The following is a 19094-nucleotide window of genomic DNA, read 5'->3' as shown; positions in this document are numbered from 1 at the left end:
CCCACTCAACCACTGCGTCTTGCTCGACAATCCAAAAATAATTGAGAGGCTAGGACTTTTGTCCCAGCCTCTTTTTTATATGGTGGCTAAGCGTTGAATGGCTTCTCGATAGATTTCCATCGCAGCGTAGAGATCGTCAATTTTTGCCCGTTCATTGGCCTGATGCTCGGTCTGTTCTGCACCCGGGAAAAGAGCCCCAAAGGCAACACAATTTTCCATGGTCCGCGCAAATGTCGCACCACCAGAAGACATAGCTGGCGTCTTATCACCAGTTTCTTCCTGATAGACGGCCATCAAAGAGCTGACTAAAGGACTATCCAAAGGAACATATAAAGGAGCCAAATAATCAAACTCTTCATATTCCAACTGATAACTAGCTGCAATTTCTTGCAAACGAGCTACCAAGGCATCCTTGTCTGCTAAGACGGGGATCCGAATATCAATTCCGATTTCCGATTGTTCTTGATCGATCACAAAGGTCGCAAGATTAAAGGAAAGATCGCCACTTGGTTCATCTGTAATTCTGCCAAATAGAGCTTCACCAGTCGCATCCTCACCAACAGCATCTGCGATAAAGAGCAAAGCTGGATGGGGTTGGATGAGGGATAAACTTTCCGATAAACCGACAATGGCATTCACTCCTTCAGCTGCATCTTTAGAGTGCTTGGAAACACCCAAAACCGTTACAGAATCTTCAGTTTGGCTATACTGAACCCCACTTTGATCCAAAACAGGAAGCAACTCTTCCAAACGATGACCAGCATAGGTCGCCTTATCCGGAACAACATTGAGGGCCTGACCAGCCTGTAAGGGAAGATCATCCCAACCTGGACCATGCAATTTCACTTGTAATAAGCCTTTTTCAGCATAGGTTAATGGGAAAGAAGAATCCGGTGCAAATCCAAGATCTGCTTGCTCTTCGATTTGATTGTAGCGGTTCATACAGCGCCACAAGGTTTCTTCATCCGTCCCAAAAATAAAGCGGATTCGTTTGGTAAACTGGATGCCATCATCCAGTAAACTCTTAACTGCATAGAGGGCAGCGAGTGACGGCCCCTTATCATCCTGCACACCACGACCTACTAGATAGTCACCGACAATGGTCGATTCAAAAGGTGGCGTTTGCCAATCTTTTAGATCACCGGCTGGAACAACATCCAAGTGACAAAGAACGGCCAGGAGTTCTTCCCCCTGACCGATCTCTGCATATCCATAGTATCCTTCAGGATCTATATATGTTTGAAAACCTAATTCTCGAGCAAGCTCTAAGGTTTTTTCTAGGACATCTTGGATAGCTTGTCCAAACGGTGTTCCATTTTCCCCTTCATTTAATACAGAAGGGTAAGAAATGATGGTTTGAAGAGAGTTTAAAAACTGCTCTTTCACATCGTCCTTTATTCTATTTTTCATGAAACACCTCACTCACTTCTTATAGGAATGGAACGAAGGTTCCAAGAAGAAGGAGAATAATTGTTACTACAATGATAGCAACGACAAGTTTTGCCATGAATTTCCACCAAGTAGCAATGTTGATGCGTCCAAGAGCAAGAGCTCCCATTACAATACCAGAAGTTGGTGCGATCAAGTTCAAGACACCAGATGCTGATTGATAGGCAGTGATGATCAAGCTAGGACGTACATGTACGAATTCTCCAAGAGGAGCCATGATACCCATTGTCGCGCTGGCAAGACCAGATGATGATGGGATCAAGAATGACATTGGCAAATAGAAAATGTAAGTCAAGACGATGAAAACTTGAGATGAAAGTCCACTGAGTCCTTCTTTACCCCAGTTCAAGATAGTATCAGTGATCATACCGTTGTTCATGATGACTTGGATACCACGAGCGATTGCTACGATAAGGGCAACACTCAAGAGGTCAGCTGCACCATTCATAAAGGATGAAATAATTTTATCTTCTTTCAATCCGTAAACGATACCGATTAAAATACCCATAAAGGCAAAGAGCATTGCTCCTTCAGGGAAGTACCATGAACCGAGAGCTTGAGTTGAAGTACCAACAATCTTACCAACTACTGGAAGGCCTGTTAACCAAGTGTTAAAGTCACTGAAAATAGTAACATGGAGATCATTCCAAGGAATGAAACTCAAGACCATCAAGACAAAGGTCAAAACAAAGAGTACAAAGACTTGTTTTTGTTTCTTTGAAAGAGTTGAATTAACATTTTCATCATCTTCACCAACATTGAAGAATTTCATATCTTCTTCACGAGTTGCATAGGTGAGAGATTTGGTTGGGTCTTTTTGGATCTTATCTGCATACTTGTAAACAAACCAAGTGCTAAGACCAGTTAAGACAACCCAGAAAATCAAACGAAGGATGATACCTTCACCAAGACCAACACCTGCAGTTGAAGATGCGATACCTGTTGCAAATGGGTTCAAGGTAGATGCCAAACATCCAATCTGTGAACCGAGCAAGATAATGGCTACCCCAGTCAAACTATCAAATCCAACGGCCATCATAACTGGCACAAGGAGCGGATAGAAGGCCATGGTTTCTTCACCCATACCATACGTTGTACCACCAAGAGCAAACAAAGGCATAAGAACCAAAATCAACATTTTTTCGCGACCTTTGTATTTCTTCACGATGGAAGCAATACCAGTGTCTAGCATACCAGTTTCATTGACAACACCAAGGAAACCACCGACCATTAAGATGAAGAAGGCTACATCAATCGCCGCACTAGTTTCTTTAATCAACGAACCTTTTTCAGGTGTTGTTCCTAGCATGGCACGAATAGGAGCCATCAAGACATCCCAAATCCCTTGAGGATTTTGCGGTTGTGACTTATAAACACCATCCACAAAAGCTCCAGCTGGGATAATCCAAGTCAACACTGCCATAATAGCAATGATGATCAACAATACGGTATAAGATGAAGGCATCTTAAACCCTTTTTTAGCTTTTTCACTCATTTGTCTTCCTCCTAACGCAACAAAGTGTGAGTGAGATTTTACAAGAACATCTTGTAAAACGCTTACCTATAGATTTATTCTATCACAATAAGCTTTAAAATACTAGTTTTTTCCTAATCTTTCATTAGTCTTTTTGGATGATTGTTCCACTTTCAGACTCAATTAAAGCGCCAAGGTTTTCAAGTGACGTAATAACTGCTTTTCCTTCTGGACGACCATTGACGAAGGCAATGGCAGCTTCTACTTTAGGAAGCATGCTTCCTGGTGCAAATTGGTCTTGTTTGATATATTCTTCCAATTGAGCCACATTAACATGTTCCAATTTTGCTTGGTCTGGTTTGTTGTAGTTCACAAAGACATAATCGACACCAGTCAAGACGATGAAGAGGTCTGCTTCTACTAATTCAGCCAAACGTTGAGATGCAAAGTCTTTATCGATAACAGCTTCCACACCAGTTAAGCTACCATCTGCTTCTTTCACAACTGGGATACCACCACCACCGGCTGCCACAACGACTTGACCGTCGTTCAACAAAGTACGGATGGTATTGATTTCTTTGATATCCACTGGTTTTGGTGAAGCCACGACTTTACGCCAGCCACGACCAGCATCTTCTTTGAAAGTTGCTCCTGATTTTTCAGCTTCTGCTTTTGCTTCTTCTTCTGAGTAGAATGGACCGATTGGTTTGCTGAGGTTGACAAAAGCTGGGTCGTTCTTATCAACAACGACTTGTGTCACAACAGAAGCCACGTCTTTTTCAATTCCTTCTTCAAGAAGAGCATTTTGAAGAGCATTTTGAAGCCAGTAGCCAATACTTCCTTCGGTCATAGCAACCAATGAATCAAGTGGGAAAGCAGGGTTCTTTTCAGAGTTTGCTGCTAAGTGTTGGAGCAAGAGGTTCCCTACTTGAGGACCATTACCGTGAGTGATGATCAAGTCATCCCCATTTTTGATTAATTTGACTAAGTGTTTAGCTGTTTCTACAAGCGCTTCTTGTTGAGCTTGTGCAGAAGGATCAGATGAGAGAATCGCATTTCCTCCCAAGGCAACGACGATTTTTCTTGACATAAGTTATCCCTTTCTATAAAAAATAGGGGCAGGACTAAAGCTAGCAGTCCAGCCCCTATAGCTGTTGGTATACGGTTATAAAGTCTTAAACTTTTGGAATGTACAAGTTACCAAGAGTAGCTGCCATAACCGCTTTGATGGTGTGCATACGGTTTTCAGCTTGGTCAAAGTGACGAGCATATTTGCTGCGGAACACTTCGTCAGTAACTTCCATTTCTTCTACGCCGAATTTTTCAGCAACATCTTTACCGTAAACAGTATTTGTATCGTGGAAGGCTGGTAAGCAGTGCAAGAAGATCAAGTCTTCGTTATCAGCTTTCTTAATCAAATCCATGTTTACTTGGTAAGGTTTCAAAAGGGCAACACGTTCTGCAAATTTGTCTTCTTCACCCATTGATACCCAAACGTCAGTGTAAAGTACGTCTGCACCTTTCACTGCTTCGTCAGCATCTTCAGTGATCAAGATATGAGCGCCACTTTCTTTTGCAAATCCTTCTGCCAATTCAACGATTTCTTTTTCTGGGAAGAGTTCTTTTGGTGAGAAGATGTGTACGTTCACACCAAGGATAGCACCTGTTACAAGAAGGCTGTTCGCAACGTTGTTACGTCCATCACCACAGTATACAAGTGTCAAACCTTCCAAACGTCCAAAGTTTTCTTGAACTGTCAAGTAGTCTGCAAGCATTTGAGTTGGGTGCCATTCGTCAGTCAAACCATTCCATACTGGAACACCTGAGAATTCAGCCAATTCTTCAACCATACGTTGGCTGAAACCACGGAATTCAATACCGTCAAACATACGTCCAAGAACTTTAGCAGTATCTTCTGTAGATTCTTTTTTACCAAGTTGGATGTCGTTTGCACCTAGGTATTCTGGGTGAGCACCAAGGTCGATAGCTGCTGTTGTGAAGGCAGCACGAGTACGAGTTGAAGTTTTTTCAAACAAAAGCGCAATGTTTTTACCAGTAAGATAGTGGTGTTCAATGTTGCGTTTTTTAAGGTCTTTCAAGTGAGCTGAAAGTCCGATAAGGTATTCTAACTCTGCACGTGTAAAGTCTTTTTCTGCCAAGAAGCTACGTCCTTGGAATACTGAATCTGTCATTTCTAATTGTCTCCTATTTTCTTTCTAGTATTGATCAGTAAGAAGGAAGAGCTGATCCCTCAAGACCAGCTCTCGGTCTTCTCTATTAGATTTCTTCACGTTCAAATGGCATTGACATACAACGAGGTCCACCACGACCGCGAACCAATTCACTTCCGCGGATCTTAATCAAACGAAGTCCGTATTCTTCTAATTTCTTGTTTGTAACTGTGTTACGATCGTATACAACTACTACACCAGGTGCGATTGTAAGAGTATTTGAACCGTCGTTCCATTGTTCACGAGCAGCTGCAACCACATTGCCATCACCACAAGGGATCAATGTAACTTTTTCAACACCAAGGTTTTCAGCAAGCAATTCAGCCAAATCACCTTTTTCTTCAACAATCTTCAATGCTTCATTTTCATATGTTACAGAGAAGACGCGAAGGTTGCCTTGGATTTCTGGGTGGATAGTGAATTTATCGTAGTCCACCATTGTGAATACTGTATCCAAGTGCATGAATTTACGGTTGTTCGCAAATTCGAAGGCCAATACTTTCTTGAAGCCAACGTTCTTCTTGAAGATGTTTACCAACAATTTTTCAATTGATGCAGCATCTGTACGTTGTGAGATACCAACTGCCAAGACATCTTTAGAAAGGACCAATTCGTCCCCACCTTCGATACGAGTATCTTCTTCACGGTTGTATACCAATTCTACATTACCACCATATACTGGGTGATATTTGAAGATGTATTTACCATACAAAGTTTCACGGTTACGTGTATCAGCATACATGTGGTTCAATGATACTGCATTCCCAATTGTAGCAAATGGGTCACGTGTGAAGTACAAGTTTGGCATTGGATCAATCGCAAATGGGTAGTCAGATTCAACAAGGTCTGTCAAGCCTTTGTCAGCTTCTGGAATTTCTGGAAGCTCAGCTTTTTGGAAACCAGCCATTGTTTTTTCAACCAATTCTTGGTTGTCTTCAATACCACGAAGGATTTCGCGAATAGCGTTTTTAGTTTGGCGTCCACGAATGTTTGCTTCATCAAGATATTCTTCGATGAATTGTTCGCGAATTTCTGGAGTAGTCAATGACTCAGCTGCCAATTTTTCAAGATAAAGTACTTCGATTCCTTCGTTACGAAGCGCTTGAGCAAAATTGTCGTGTTCTTTTTGTGCATCTTCCAAGAATGGAATATCATCAAAAAGAAGACGCTCTAGATAGTCAGGCATCAAGTTTTCCAACTCTTTACCTGGACGGTGCAACATTACTTTTTTCAGTTTTCCAATTTCTGAGAAAACATGAATTGGTTTAGTTGACATCTGTCATCCTCCTTTTTTCTTTGAGCTTGTTCACAAGCTTATTACAATTGTTATTATATTCTTTATTGGTACCGCTTTCACAAAGGATTCTACTTTTTGAATGCAAAGAATTTTGCGTTTTTTTGAATCTTTCCTATTTTTTAGTTAATATGAAGCGTTTTCTTTGCATATTTTGCCTTTTATATTATTTTTATGAATATATATTTTTTTGTAAAAAATAAAAAAAGATCAACAAATTAGTTGATCTCTTCAAAACTCTTTAAAAAGTAAGCTGTATCTAGAAAAGTTAGTTGTTTTCTCTCATACTGGATCTTATGAGAATCGATGAGTTTCTTTAAAACTTGATTGACAGTTTCTCGGGTTGTGGCTGCTAATTTGGCCATTTCCTTCATACTAATTGGAAATGGAAGCTGATTTCCTAGACTTTCATAATCCTTGCACAGAATGGCTAAGGATTGAATCACGCGCTCACTGGCACTAGCTGTCACGACATTACGCAAGCGCAACTCTTGAAATTCTAGGATGGAGGATAGCTTTCTCGTAATAAAGAGCAACTGCTCCTTGCTCTCTTGGGCATATAATTCATAGAGATTGACGGGGATCACGAAACAACGCAAATCCGTCACCGCACTAGCTGTATAATGGTAACGCTCATCCTGGAACATCCCACCATAAGGGAACAAAGCTCCCTTCTTTATATAATCCATATAGGAGAATTGGTCCGACGAATCAAATTGCTCAATACGAGCAAAGCCTTTTGCCAGAAGAAAAATGCGCTCCCGCTTATCTCCTGCATAAAATAAAATTTGTCCTTTAGGGATATCCCTGGCATGAATTTCAACAGCTAATTTATCAAATAGCTCCACTGGTAGCTCAGAAAAGGCTGGATGCGAGCGGAGCAACTGGTAATCTTCCTTTGTAATCATGTCTATACTTCCTCTTATTACTATTAGTAGTATAACATACTTTTTATAGAAAAGGGAAAGAAGTCTCTTTAGAACAGAAAAGTAATTCGAAACACCAAGTCATTTTCATGATACTTTGTTAAAAGAAAAGGTCTGAGCAAAACTCAGACCTTTTGTCGATTATTCATTCATATTGACACGATGCCATTCATTGATAACATAAGCCAATTGTCCCAATTGATAAAGACCAACGCCACTGATTTCAGAACTTTCTGGAGTCGTACCTCCAAGTCCTGCAGTGTAAATGGCAACCAAATAAGGAGTCGATTCACGGACAATCGCATCCACATTAAGTGCTTCAGCAACATATCCTGGTTTTTGTTGAATCACCAAATCTGGCAAGAATTTTTTATAGTACTCACCTGGGAAAGACTCCCCGATCAGTTCTAGTAAATCCGCATATTTTTCTTGATGATTCCAAAGATATTCCAAGACATGGATGTAATAATCCGTTGTCGTTTTATTATCTTCGCTAAAGGTTTTAACCTCTGGTGAACGGGATTGACCATAACGACTGAATAACTTGCGCGCTTGCTCCATCCCCCCTAAACGATCTGCCAAGGCATAGGCTGGGGTATTTTCAGAGTAAACCAATGAATAGCGCTGCATATCAGGGATAGACATGGCTCCATCAAAGGCAGCAACGTAATTGTCATGCTCCCCTACATATTCATAGTAGGTATTGGTAATATCAAATCGATCTGTTAAATTCAGTTTGCCCTTTGCGACTTCATCCACCACCAACATGTTCAAGGGTAGCTTATAGGTACTACCTGCCGTCATTGGTTGAAGATCATTCATAGCAAATTGCTCTCCAGTAATGGCATTGCGATACGTGAAAGCAACTTGTGACGGATCAATTCCACTTTCCGCTAGGAAATCCTGAACAACCTCTACCAAGCCTTTATTAGCATAATCATAGACAAGGCCATAAGCACTCATCGTTTCCATGTCTGCATCTACTACTGCTTGCTTAGCTTCAGGAGATTTGACACGCGGTTTTTTCGTCTCAGGGGTAGACTTTTCGATATCTTGTTCTTTTGCTTCTTTTGTTTTCTTTGCTTTTTTTTCAATTGCTGATGCTGTTGGTTGCGTAAGATGCAAGTAGCCCAGTGCGCTTGTTCCCACTAAGCACAATAAAATACTGACCGCAATCATGATCGAGCGTAGATTAAAATATTTTTTCATACGAGATTAATTATAAAAGATTCTACTGAAAATAACAAGAATTATCAGAAAGATAAAACGGTTTCTTTTTAAAAAGGTTTTTTCTTTTCATAAAAGGCTTATTTCCGTTTAAAGGAGCCCATAATCAGCTTAGCGATCTCACGCGCAATCGTCCTGAATAAGGAACTCAAGAAGGAATCTTTTGCCTTTTCAAGACTGGATTTTCTTGGGCGACCTGGACTGCGTTTTTGCTCTGCTTTTTCCGCCGCAGCTCGTTCTTTTTCTGCTTCTTTTTGCTCTTCTTCTTGTGCTTCCTTGCTTGCTTTAGCTGCTAATTTTTCATAGGCAGATTCCCGATCAATCGTCGTCGCATACTTTTGATGGAAAGGCGATGTTGTGATCAAGGCCAATTGTTCACTCTCATTTAAGAGGTCAAAACTCGATTGAGGAGAGAGAATATAAGCACGCTCAACCACACTAGGCTGTCCCTTTTCATTGAGGAAAGAAACCAAGGCTTCCCCTGTCCCTAATTCTGTGATCACTGTTTCTGTATCAAAATCTGTATTCGGACGAAAACTTTGGGCAGCCACCTTAATCGCCTTCATCTCTTTTGGTGTATAAGCTCGAAGTGCATGCTGAACACGATTTCCAAGCTGTGCCAAAACAGATTCTGGAAGGTCTTGAGGATTTTGGGTAATAAAGTAAATCCCTACACCCTTCGAACGAATTAGGCGTACCACTTGCTCAACCTTCTCAAGAAAGAGCTTGCTTGCATCCTTAAAGAGAAGATGCGCTTCATCAAAGAAGAAGACCAATTTTGGCTTTTCAGGATCCCCAACCTCTGGAAGTGTTTCAAAAAGACGAGACAGCATCCAAATCAAAAAGGTTGAGTACAATTTTGGTGAATGAAAGAGCTTTGTAGCCGAAAGAATATTGATATAACCACGACCAGATGCATCGAGTTGCATGAAGTCATTTAAATCAAGTGCGGGCTCTCCGAAAAACTGGTCTGCTCCTTCTTCTTCAAGAACCAAGAGACTTCTTTGGATGGCTCCGACAGATTGTTTGGTGATATTGCCATATTGGGCTGAATAGTCTGAACTGTGTTCATAGACTTCCTTTAAAAGGCTTTGCAGGTCCTTCAAATCAATCAAGGGCCAATCTTTCTCTTGAGCCACTTTAAAGACAATTGCGAGAATTCCTGATTGGGTTTCATTCAAATCAAGCAGACGAGACAGAAGCAATGACCCCATCCCTTCGACAGTCGCACGAACAGGATGACCAGCTTGGCCAAAGACGTCCCACAATCGAACAGGGAAAGCTTGTGGCTCAAACGGATCTGTGATCCCAAGAAGCTTGTAGCGTTCTTCCAGTTTTGGTGTCCATTGCCCTGCTTTGGCTAAGCCAGATAAATCTCCCTTGATATCGGCTAGAAAGACCGGAATTCCTTCTTTGCTTAATTTTTCTGTTAGGACCTTGAGCGTAACCGTTTTTCCTGTTCCTGTTGCACCTGCAATCAAGCCATGACGATTCAACATCCGCAAATAGATAGGCGTCTCAACAGCTCCTTTAGTAATGGTAATACTAGTCATTTCATTTCTCCCTGAATGTTTCAGTTTTCATTTTAAGGTTTATCTTTACCTTGCCTAGGCCCTTCAAACCAGGCTTCAGACAAGTAAGACACACTCCTACTAGTGTATCATTTTCCTGACCAAACGCAAGAAATTATACTCCGATTTTCCGGATGCACATAAAAAAATCTATAAGAGCCAATACTTGCTCTTATAGATTCCTTCATTTTGTTATTTTGCTGCTGCAAACAATTCATTAACTTTATTCCAGTTGATCACTGAGAAGAAAGCTTTGATGTAGTCAGGGCGTACGTTACGGTATTTCACGTAGTAAGCATGTTCCCAAACATCCAAACCAAGGATTGGTGTTTTACCTTCAGAGATTGGTGTATCTTGGTTTGCTGTTGAAGTCACTTCGAGTTTGCCTTCTTTGTTGACAACCAACCATGCCCAGCCAGAACCAAAACGTGTCGTTGCTGCTGCTGTGAAGGCTGCTTTGAAGTCTTCAAATGAACCAAATGTAGCATCAATCGCTGCAGCAAGTTCTGCTGAAGGAGCTGTTTGTTCTGGAGTCATCAATTCCCAGAAAAGAGCGTGGTTCAAATGACCACCACCATTGTTGATCACAGCTTGGCGAATATCAGCTGGAATGGATTCAACATCAGCTAACAAGCTTTCAAGGTCTTCTCCAATTTCAGGATGTTTTTCAAGAGCTGCATTCACATTGTTTACATATGTTTGATGGTGTTTATCATGGTGCAAATGCATGGTTTCTTCATCGATATAAGGTTCCAATGCATCATAAGCATATGGTAATTCTGGTAAAATGATAGCCATTTTATGGTCCTCTTTTCTTTATTACTGACTTGATGATAACGCAAACAGCTAAATTATTCAACTAATCTGCTTGCGATTTCATTCATCGTTAGACGCTATTCGCTACTTTCAACAGGGCCAAATCAAATAAGTAGTCTTTTTCATATGTTCCACTTTTAATCGCATAATCCGTCTCGATGAAGGTCATCATAGCTTGCTTCAAAAAGGACAGAGTAAGCCTGCGGCTATCCCGTAAGGCAAACTTCACCTGATAAGGATTGACCTTGCGTCCTGACAAGTCCGACAAGCTCGCTACAATTTGGCTTTCGGATTGGCCTTCTTCTGAGAAAATTTTAACTTGAGAAAACATTCGGAATTGCCCCAACAAAATAGCGATCAATTTTATTTCATCTTCTCCTTGTAAGCGAAGATCCTTAACCAAATTCCGGGCTTGATCGATTTGGCGTTTGAGAATCATCTGTGTCAGATCAAAAATATTATCTTGCAAGGACTTTGGAACAACCTCCTCGATATCTTGGAGGGTAATCTGACCATCTTCTTTATAAGCCTGCAATAGAGCGAGATTCTTCTGTAACTCTCCAAAATCATAGCCAGATTTTAAGAGCAACTGGTCCAAGGAATCGCCAACAAAGTGTAAGCCCAATTCTTGCGCCTGACCAGAAAAATAACGCTTTAAATCTTGCTCTTTAGGAGTGGTCGCTTCAATGATTTGGGCATCCCGTTTTAGGAGTTTGACCAAGCGGCGCTTACTATCTAATTTTCCTTCTGCAAATATCACCAAACGGGTCGATTCAGAAGGATTTTCCAGATAATTTTCAAATTGCTTCAGATCTTCATCGGTTAAATTGCGTTTTTTGGCAGTGGTCAAATCCAATAAGTGATCCAAAATCACGATTTTTTCATCTGCAAAAAAGGGAAGACTGACCAAATCCAGCTCGACCTCAGCATAGGAGGCTTCCTTCATATCAAAATAAGAATAATTCAAATCTGAAGTATCATAGCCTATTTTTTTTAAAATGTCTTTTTTTAACCATTCAAATTGACCTACATCCTCACCCGTCAAGACAAGAATAGGAGGCAGAGTTTGAACCGTCAGATGTTTAGTGTCGGTAATTGCTTGCATGAAACTCTCTTATCTCTATCAGTTTAGTGGATTTCGTGTTCAGCAGCCATTTTTTGTTCCAATGGTGGTTTTTCATCAGACAAATCAGGTGCTGCTACAAAATTAGGGATTTGCTCAAACGAGTTGCCTCCAAAGCTCCCCCCTGTCGCTGTGACCTGTGGTTCAGAAGCCACTCCCATAGGAGTTTCTACTGGTTGTGGGAAGGTGTTTTTCCCTGGAAGCATCATGAGAATCAAGAGAGAAATAACTGTAATCACCCAGAGAAATAGGAAAATATCTAGACCCGTCAACAAATAGAGCAGAACCGGACCAAGGTTCAAAAAGATCCAAGACCAATGGATCCCAGCATCCCGCAAGCGACGCACACAAATGGCTTGACTGGGTACCAAAATGAGGAAGTAAAAGAATGCTAAGAAAGCGAGCGCCCATAAACCTGTCTTAGAATGAACAGTTGAAAAATTGAGCGTTTCTTGAGCATTTTGATGGGATAAAGAGGTCACGATGTAAAAAACCCAAAGAGGCAACGAAATCAGGGAATTCCAGAAAAAAGCTAGCCAAAAATGGGCCCGACTGGTCTTACTTGAAAAATCTGCATACTGTATCCAAAATTGCTTAAATGCGTTCATACGATTCTACCTTTACATTGATTTCACTTTCTATAATAGCAATTTTCAGCATAGAAAGCAAACCTCTCCTCGTCTCTAGCGGACCGTTTCTACCCTCCAATGGTCCCATCCAATCAAGCGAATCGCTCCCCTTTCATCGGTACGAAGATAAGAAATAGATCGTTCCTCTAGACGATCGAGTAATTCTTTATGGGGATGCTGGTAGCGATTTTTCTTTCCAACAGAGATCAAGGCCAACTGAGGATGTAACTGGTCTAAAAACACATCACTAGAGGAACCTTTAGATCCGTGGTGGCCTACTTTCAAGATATCCACTTGTAATTGTGGATAGTTTTCCAATAGTTTTTTCTCTCCGGCTTCTTCTAGATCACCTGTGAACAAAAATCGTTTCTGATAGAACTGTCCATAGAGGACAATCGAATCATCATTTTTACCATCCCCCACTTCATCAGGGGATAAGACTTCTAAATGATCATCAAAAATAGGTAGTTGATCTCCTCTCTGGACTACTTTAATCGGACTATGAAGCTGTTTCAATTTCTCTTGAAATTGAGAATTGGTGAGACTGCCTGGACTGACATACACTTTTTTAACCGGGATTTGTTTGGCAACCTCCACCATATCGCCCATATGGTCCTGGTCTGTATGAGTCAAGACCAAAGCATCGAGTTTTCCAACACCTCGACTCTTGAGATAGGGAATCAAGGTTTGATCCGCATTGGCAGATTGACTGCGCTCTTGCCACTTTTCTCCACTTTTAAAAGTGACACGTCCTCCGACATCAATCAATATGGTTCTTCCTTTCCAATCGCGTAAAAAGATACTGTCTCCTTGACCGATATCCACCATGGTAATCTCATTTTCTAAAGGATGCTTGGTCCAACAAAAGATGAGTAGAATCATGCCTATTAACAGGAAACGAAGTTTTTTTTGCTTTCGAAGATCATACAAGATCCCTAAAAGAAGGAAGAGAGCGATCAGAGCTGGTCCCGTCGGCTGACCAAATACCAAAGGTAGCGACGTGAGCTTTGAAATCCAACGAATACACTCCTCTATGAGAAGAAAGAAACTGTTAAAAATTGTAAGGGGCTTTAGAATCGATAAGATAAATAGCACCGTTAAACCTGGAAGAAGGACAAGGTCAAATAAGAAAGAAAAGAGGAAGGTTAAAGGGAATGACCAGGGTTGAAAGACACTAAAGTAATAGGTCAAAAGGGGCAAAATCCCCAGGCTAATCCAGAAACTTTCCACTAGTAGCTTTTTAAGTCCGGAATAAGAACTGGTATCTACCAAGGTCAAAATAAAGGCGTAGGCACAACTCAAGACCCCTCCAGCTGTCAGGAGAAACTTGGGCACAAGCAACATTAAGATCATCAAGGTCATCGCCATATTCTCCATCCCTCGGACCCCCTTTTGAGAGAGGATCTTCTGCAAGAGGCTACGAACCACTGAAACAGAAAAACCTGTCAAGCCAGCATAGACCAAAGAAATTGGAAGCATCAAGATATCGACTGTCTCTTGCAAGATTCCTAGACGTAAGAGAGCTTTCCGGATCCCATTGATGAAAAAGCCAACCTGCATCCCAGATAAGGCGAACAAATGGATGATTCCTAAACTCGTGTAAAGCTGGTCCATCTCTTCAAAATCCGTATCTAAATAGCCAAAAAGAAGGCCGGTCATATACTGGTTCATCGGTTGCGGAAAGTGCTCCTTGCTCCAAACAATGGCTTGGCGCCTCCATTGAGATAGGCAATCGAAAACATTCCAAGTCTGTATAGGAAGTGCGGATTGGATCGCTTCAATTTTTATTTGATAGTGAATCCCCTGTGTTTCCAAATAAGACCGATAGTCAAATCCTCTAAAATTTCGCTGCCCTTCTGGCTCTTCTATAGCACCTTTATATGTCAACTCCAGCAAGTGGGTTTGACTTTGCCACTGCTGTTTTTCTTTTTCTGATTTTAAAGTGTAGAAGACTTGGTAGGTCCTTCCCTGATTTTTAGCACGAAAAGACAGGGCGTCCCCATTGATCTTGATGCTATCTGGAATCAGACGTAAGTGGGATGGGGGCTGACTTTCTGCTTGTACTGGATGATCCTGTATTCGCTGAAAGACAAAGAAGGCCGCAAAACAAAGGGTTGCTAAAGCAAGCCCTAGCAAACTTGAGCGCTCCCCTTTATAGTGATGAACTGCTAAAATTCCCACTACTACTAGACCGCTGATCGAAAGCCAAGATGGTTGATAGATACTAAAATACAGCCATAGGAGCACAAAGGCGAGATGGACAAGCGAAAAAGGAAGGTCTTTAATCCACCGTGAAAGCATCTCTTAGTTTCTCCAGTGTTTTCTCTCCGATTCCTGAAACATTCTTCAGATCATCCACTGATCGAAAAGGCCCATTTGCTTCGCGATAGGCGATAATATCCTGGGCACGTTTCTGTCCAATGCCCGATACTGTCTGGAGCTCTGATTCGGTTGCTCGATTTAAATGGACCTTGCCTGTTTTTTCTGCTGGCGCTGACGAAGTTGCAGAACTTTCTGAACTTCCAAGTGCTGGAACATCCTCTCCTTCTTTAGCAACATAGATCACTGCTTCATCGGAGAGTTTTTGCGCCAAGTTGACCGATTGGCTATTGGCATCTGCTGTCATCCCGCCTGCCTTATAAATAGCATCGTGGACTCTGCTATTGGAGCGCAACTCATAGACACCTGGTTGTTTGACGGCTCCTTTGACATCGACCGTAATGATCTCGGGTGCATCAGATACAGAAGTCGTCGTCTTTTCTTCTTTGGAACTAGTGGTCTGCACCTTTTCTTTGCTCGAAGTTGAACTCGAAGCCTGATAAAGATCCGGTATGGTGGATGCACTTGACTGAGGTCGATGAAAAAGAAAATACCCTCCAAGTAAGAGTCCGATAGCTGTAAGAGCCAAAAAGAGCTTATATTCTTTGATTTTTTCGATGATATCCTCCATAAGAAACCTCCTCTCACTTTTATTATTCGTAAAAATAAAAAAAACTGAGAAAGACTCTCAGTTTTTTTACTTGTTTTTCCGATGTTTGTCTGGATCCCATACAAAGCTTGCCAGGTAACTAAAGAGCAAGGTCAAGATGCCCACTACTAAGACAAGAGGAATCAAAAGGATTTTTAACAAACGAATCAAGATAAAAGGTTTTGTTGGGGTGTTGATCGCTTGTGCTTCCGCATCCAAGCGATCAAATTCCTCCTGGATACGGCGGGCAACTTCTGCCACTCCTTCGTCATTCATCTTTTTAATATCCGAAATATCAATGGGATGTCCAAAGTTCATATCAATGCGTTCACCCGTTGCCAACCCTTTCAAGTCTCTTGGACCAGTATAAGTCACTGGCATGATACGGACCTTCGCCATTTTGGCAATGATGGCAACACCGCCTTTGACGTCTTGAGAATGACGACTTCCACTTGGGAACATAATCAAGGAACGGTTGCTCTTTTTCAGCATATTGACAGGATACTTAATGGCTTCTGCTCCCGGATTTTCACGGTCGATCGGAAATGCCCCACACATGCGAATCCACCAGCCAAAAATACGATTGGTGAAGAGTTCTTTTTTCGCCATAAAGATAAACTGCTTTGGCTTGGTCGCGAAGGCCATATAGACCGGATCCCACCAAGTCCGGTGAGGCGATACCAAGATGTAGTTCTCTTCTTGATCTGGAATATTGTCCTTATGATGGTAATGGGCATTCCCATTTAAAACCCACAGAATAAAGGCAACAAGGCCACGTAAATAGGTATAAAACATAGTTGTTCCTCAAATCCATTTCATTCGTCTCTCTACAAGATATTCCATCCTGTAAAAGGTTCTTTCTTATTATACCGTATCCTGATTTTGACCGCAAACCTTTTTTAGATAAAAATTGTCTCAGCGGACCGATTCTAGATAGTCTTTTTCTCAAAAAAATGATATCATATTGTCTATGGAAACTATTGATTTAAAGGGCTTGTCCCTCAGTGAAGTCCGCAAGAAAATGGATCGCGGACAAACCAATGATTTTACAACGAATACAAGTACCAGCACCTGGCAAATTATCAAGCGCAACGTCTTCACCTTGTTTAATACCTTAAACTTTGTGATTGCTGTGGCCTTGGCTGCTGTACAGGCCTGGAGCAATATGATCTTTTTCGCAGTCATTTGCTTCAATGCCATTACAGGGATCATGACCGAGATGCGCGCCAAGCGGATGATTGATAAACTCAATCTCATGAGTCGTGAGCTAGTGACTGTCATTCGAGACGGGGAAAAAGATGCGATTCCACCAGAAAAGCTTGTTCTGGGTGATTTAATGCTCTTATCTTCAGGTGAGCAGATCCCTAGTGATGCCGAAGTCATGTCTGGTATTGCAGAAGCCAATGAGGCTATGCTGACTGGTGAGAGTGATCTGGTCTTAAAAGAAGTTGGCGATGAACTGCTTTCTGGTAGTTATATTGCCAGTGGTCAAGTCTATGCCCGTGTCAAGCGGGTTGGAGCAAACAACTATGCCAACAAACTGATGATGGAAGCTAAAACCCTGAAGCCTATCAATTCGCGTATTCTTTATAACTTAGCGAAAATTTCTAGCTTCACTGGTAAAATTATCATCCCATTTGGCCTTGCCCTCTTCTTTGAAGCACTGTTGATCAAGATGCTGCCAATCAAAGATTCTGTCGTGAATTCTTCCACAGCTCTCTTGGGAATGTTGCCAAAGGGGATCGCTTTACTGACAGTTACGTCTCTTTTGACAGCGGTTATTAAGCTCGGTATGCGCAAGGTTCTTGTCCAAGAAATGTACTCAGTAGAAACCTTGGCGCGTGTGGATACCTTGTGTCTTGATAAGACCGGTACCATCACTCAAGGGAAGATGACAGTCGAATCTCTCCATAGTTTATCTGATCATTTTTCGGAACAGACGATCCAGGTCATCCTCTCTGCCTACATGCAATATAGCGAGGACACCAATCCTACTGCTCAAGCTATTCGCAAGGCTTATGGGGAGTTGGAGCATGCTTATACTGCGGAAAACATTATTCCTTTCTCAAGTGATCGGAAATGGGGAGCCATGCACCTATCCAACCTTGGAACCGTCTTTCTCGGTGCTCCTGAAATGCTCCTTAAAGAAAATCCGGCTGCTGTCGTCGAAGCACAAGCCCGTGGATCGCGGGTGCTCGTCTTGGCTCACAGTTCAGAACTGATCAGCATGCAGGAATTGAAACTGCCTGAAAATCTTGAAGGGATTGCCGTTATTGAGATTACAGACCCCATTCGTGAAGGGGCTTCAGATACTCTTGAGTATTTGCGCTCTCAAGGAGTGGATCTCAAAATCATCTCCGGTGATAACCCTGTGACGGTCTCTTATATCGCTCAACAAGCTGGCTTCAAAAATTATGAGAACTACATCGATTGTTCAAAAATTTCTGATGATCAATTAGTGGATCAAGCAGAAGAAACAGCTATCTTTGGGCGCGTGTCTCCTCACCAGAAAAAACTGCTTATCCAAACCTTGAAAGCAGCTGGTCGGACGACTGCTATGACAGGAGATGGGGTCAATGATATCCTTGCTCTTCGTGAAGCAGACTGCTCCATCGTGATGGCAGAGGGAGATCCAGCAACTCGTCAAATTGCCAATATTGTTCTTTTAAACTCTGACTTTAATGACGTTCCAGAAATTCTTTTTGAAGGCCGTCGTGTGGTGAATAACATTGGACGAATCGCTCCAATCTTCTTTATCAAAACGATCTATTCCTTCCTCTTGGCTATCATCTGTATTGCCAGTGCTCTCTTCTTTAACGTCAACTATTTGCTGATTTTCCCTTTCATTCCTATTCAAATCACCCTGATCGACCAATTCGTCGAAGGATTCCCACCATTTGTGTTGACCTTTGAACGCAATATCAAACCGGTTGAAAAACACTTCTTGAGACGTTCCCTTCTGTTAGCCTTACCAAGCGCCTTGATGGTCGTCTTTAGTGTCTTGTTTATTCGCCTTTGGGGAGCAAGCCATGGTTGGTCTGCAGCCGATATGTCTACTGTATCCTACTACTTACTTGGATCCATCGGTTTCCTATCCGTTATCCGTGCTTGCCTGCCACTAAATATCTGGCGGGCCCTCCTCATCCTCTTCTCTGTAGTAGGATTCTACGCATCTGCGGTCGTGCTAAAAAACTTGATCGAGATTTCACTCCTTACAACCACTACTTTCCCAGTTTATCTGGCATTGATGGCTATCTTTACAGGAGTCTTTATCCTCACTACGATTCTCCAAAAATATGAATTTGATTAAAAAAAGAGAGTGGGACAGAAATCGGTAATTCGTTAGAATTCGATTTCGTCGTCCCACCTCCGCACAGTTGAGTAGG

The 19094-nt window shown here is 41.8% G+C and carries 15 protein-coding genes; 1 reads left to right on the top strand and 14 read right to left on the bottom strand.

Features of this window, described 5'->3' with window-relative positions:
- Positions 1-75: 75 nt before the first annotated feature.
- From H7T97_RS09645 to H7T97_RS09580, 14 genes are all read right to left on the bottom strand, one after another.
- Positions 76-1410, bottom strand: coding sequence for a dipeptidase (locus H7T97_RS09645; protein WP_201090154.1), 1335 nt, complete (start codon positions 1408-1410; stop codon positions 76-78).
- A 19-nt stretch (positions 1411-1429) separates the two neighbouring features.
- Entirely contained in the window at positions 1430-2944 is a 1515-nt protein-coding gene (locus H7T97_RS09640; RefSeq protein WP_021152879.1) for a YfcC family protein, read from the bottom strand.
- 124 nt (positions 2945-3068) lie between these two features.
- Positions 3069-4013 (bottom strand): carbamate kinase, encoded by a 945-nt coding sequence (gene arcC / locus H7T97_RS09635; protein WP_070595140.1) that lies wholly within the window; start codon positions 4011-4013, stop codon positions 3069-3071.
- A gap of 85 nt (positions 4014-4098) precedes the next feature.
- Complete coding sequence (gene argF / locus H7T97_RS09630; protein WP_201090153.1) at positions 4099-5115, bottom strand: ornithine carbamoyltransferase; 1017 nt, start codon at positions 5113-5115, stop codon at positions 4099-4101.
- 85 nt (positions 5116-5200) lie between these two features.
- Positions 5201-6430, bottom strand: a complete 1230-nt coding sequence (gene arcA / locus H7T97_RS09625; protein WP_003002445.1) for an arginine deiminase — start codon at positions 6428-6430, stop codon at positions 5201-5203.
- A 236-nt stretch (positions 6431-6666) separates the two neighbouring features.
- Positions 6667-7356, bottom strand: a complete 690-nt coding sequence (locus H7T97_RS09620) for a Crp/Fnr family transcriptional regulator (protein ID WP_021152876.1) — start codon at positions 7354-7356, stop codon at positions 6667-6669.
- A 159-nt stretch (positions 7357-7515) separates the two neighbouring features.
- A complete protein-coding gene (locus H7T97_RS09615; protein WP_037599267.1) occupies positions 7516-8583 on the bottom strand; it encodes a serine hydrolase in 1068 nt (355 codons plus the stop codon).
- A gap of 98 nt (positions 8584-8681) precedes the next feature.
- Positions 8682-10154, bottom strand: a complete 1473-nt coding sequence (locus tag H7T97_RS09610) for a helicase HerA-like domain-containing protein (protein WP_049486409.1) — start codon at positions 10152-10154, stop codon at positions 8682-8684.
- Between the two features lie 210 nt (positions 10155-10364).
- Positions 10365-10970, bottom strand: coding sequence for a superoxide dismutase SodA (gene sodA, locus H7T97_RS09605; protein ID WP_003006336.1), 606 nt, complete (start codon positions 10968-10970; stop codon positions 10365-10367).
- Between the two features lie 88 nt (positions 10971-11058).
- Positions 11059-12093, bottom strand: coding sequence for a DNA polymerase III subunit delta (holA, locus tag H7T97_RS09600; RefSeq protein ID WP_049486408.1), 1035 nt, complete (start codon positions 12091-12093; stop codon positions 11059-11061).
- Between the two features lie 23 nt (positions 12094-12116).
- Positions 12117-12719: a DUF805 domain-containing protein gene (locus H7T97_RS09595; RefSeq protein ID WP_023917645.1), complete on the bottom strand. Its 603-nt coding sequence runs from the start codon at positions 12717-12719 to the stop codon at positions 12117-12119.
- Between the two features lie 75 nt (positions 12720-12794).
- The gene (locus H7T97_RS09590; RefSeq protein ID WP_201090152.1) at positions 12795-15041 is read right to left on the bottom strand and encodes a DNA internalization-related competence protein ComEC/Rec2; all 2247 of its coding nucleotides are present in this window, start codon (positions 15039-15041) and stop codon (positions 12795-12797) included.
- Positions 15022-15690: a helix-hairpin-helix domain-containing protein gene (locus H7T97_RS09585; protein ID WP_201090151.1), complete on the bottom strand. Its 669-nt coding sequence runs from the start codon at positions 15688-15690 to the stop codon at positions 15022-15024. Before H7T97_RS09585 ends, H7T97_RS09590 begins: the two co-directional genes overlap by 20 nt.
- Positions 15691-15756: 66 nt before the next feature.
- Positions 15757-16503, bottom strand: coding sequence for a lysophospholipid acyltransferase family protein (locus H7T97_RS09580; RefSeq protein WP_049472129.1), 747 nt, complete (start codon positions 16501-16503; stop codon positions 15757-15759).
- 175 nt (positions 16504-16678) lie between these two features.
- On the opposite strand from H7T97_RS09580, the gene H7T97_RS09575 reads away from it, so the two are divergent.
- A complete protein-coding gene (locus tag H7T97_RS09575) occupies positions 16679-19018 on the top strand; it encodes a cation-translocating P-type ATPase (RefSeq protein WP_201090150.1) in 2340 nt (779 codons plus the stop codon).
- Positions 19019-19094 lie beyond the last annotated feature (76 nt).

Origin of the sequence: Streptococcus parasanguinis, from assembly GCF_016648925.1 — a bacterium.
Lineage (GTDB): Bacteria > Bacillota > Bacilli > Lactobacillales > Streptococcaceae > Streptococcus.
This window is presented reverse-complemented; position numbering and strand designations above follow the sequence as displayed.

What these genes read in the sequence shown, in the direction of transcription:
- argF (WP_201090153.1), bottom strand. Translation starts at nt 5,115, where the DNA reads ATGACAGATTCAGTATTCCAAGGACGTAGCTTCTTGGCAGAAAAAGAC.
- H7T97_RS09615 (WP_037599267.1), bottom strand. Translation starts at nt 8,583, where the DNA reads ATGAAAAAATATTTTAATCTACGCTCGATCATGATTGCGGTCAGTATT.
- H7T97_RS09595 (WP_023917645.1), bottom strand. Translation starts at nt 12,719, where the DNA reads ATGAACGCATTTAAGCAATTTTGGATACAGTATGCAGATTTTTCAAGT.
- H7T97_RS09580 (WP_049472129.1), bottom strand. Translation starts at nt 16,503, where the DNA reads ATGTTTTATACCTATTTACGTGGCCTTGTTGCCTTTATTCTGTGGGTT.
- H7T97_RS09640 (WP_021152879.1), bottom strand. Translation starts at nt 2,944, where the DNA reads ATGAGTGAAAAAGCTAAAAAAGGGTTTAAGATGCCTTCATCTTATACC.
- H7T97_RS09585 (WP_201090151.1), bottom strand. Translation starts at nt 15,690, where the DNA reads ATGGAGGATATCATCGAAAAAATCAAAGAATATAAGCTCTTTTTGGCT.
- H7T97_RS09645 (WP_201090154.1), bottom strand. Translation starts at nt 1,410, where the DNA reads ATGAAAAATAGAATAAAGGACGATGTGAAAGAGCAGTTTTTAAACTCT.
- arcA (WP_003002445.1), bottom strand. Translation starts at nt 6,430, where the DNA reads ATGTCAACTAAACCAATTCATGTTTTCTCAGAAATTGGAAAACTGAAA.
- H7T97_RS09610 (WP_049486409.1), bottom strand. Translation starts at nt 10,154, where the DNA reads ATGACTAGTATTACCATTACTAAAGGAGCTGTTGAGACGCCTATCTAT.
- arcC (WP_070595140.1), bottom strand. Translation starts at nt 4,013, where the DNA reads ATGTCAAGAAAAATCGTCGTTGCCTTGGGAGGAAATGCGATTCTCTCA.
- H7T97_RS09620 (WP_021152876.1), bottom strand. Translation starts at nt 7,356, where the DNA reads ATGATTACAAAGGAAGATTACCAGTTGCTCCGCTCGCATCCAGCCTTT.
- holA (WP_049486408.1), bottom strand. Translation starts at nt 12,093, where the DNA reads ATGCAAGCAATTACCGACACTAAACATCTGACGGTTCAAACTCTGCCT.
- sodA (WP_003006336.1), bottom strand. Translation starts at nt 10,970, where the DNA reads ATGGCTATCATTTTACCAGAATTACCATATGCTTATGATGCATTGGAA.
- H7T97_RS09575 (WP_201090150.1), top strand. Translation starts at nt 16,679, where the DNA reads ATGGAAACTATTGATTTAAAGGGCTTGTCCCTCAGTGAAGTCCGCAAG.
- H7T97_RS09590 (WP_201090152.1), bottom strand. Translation starts at nt 15,041, where the DNA reads ATGCTTTCACGGTGGATTAAAGACCTTCCTTTTTCGCTTGTCCATCTC.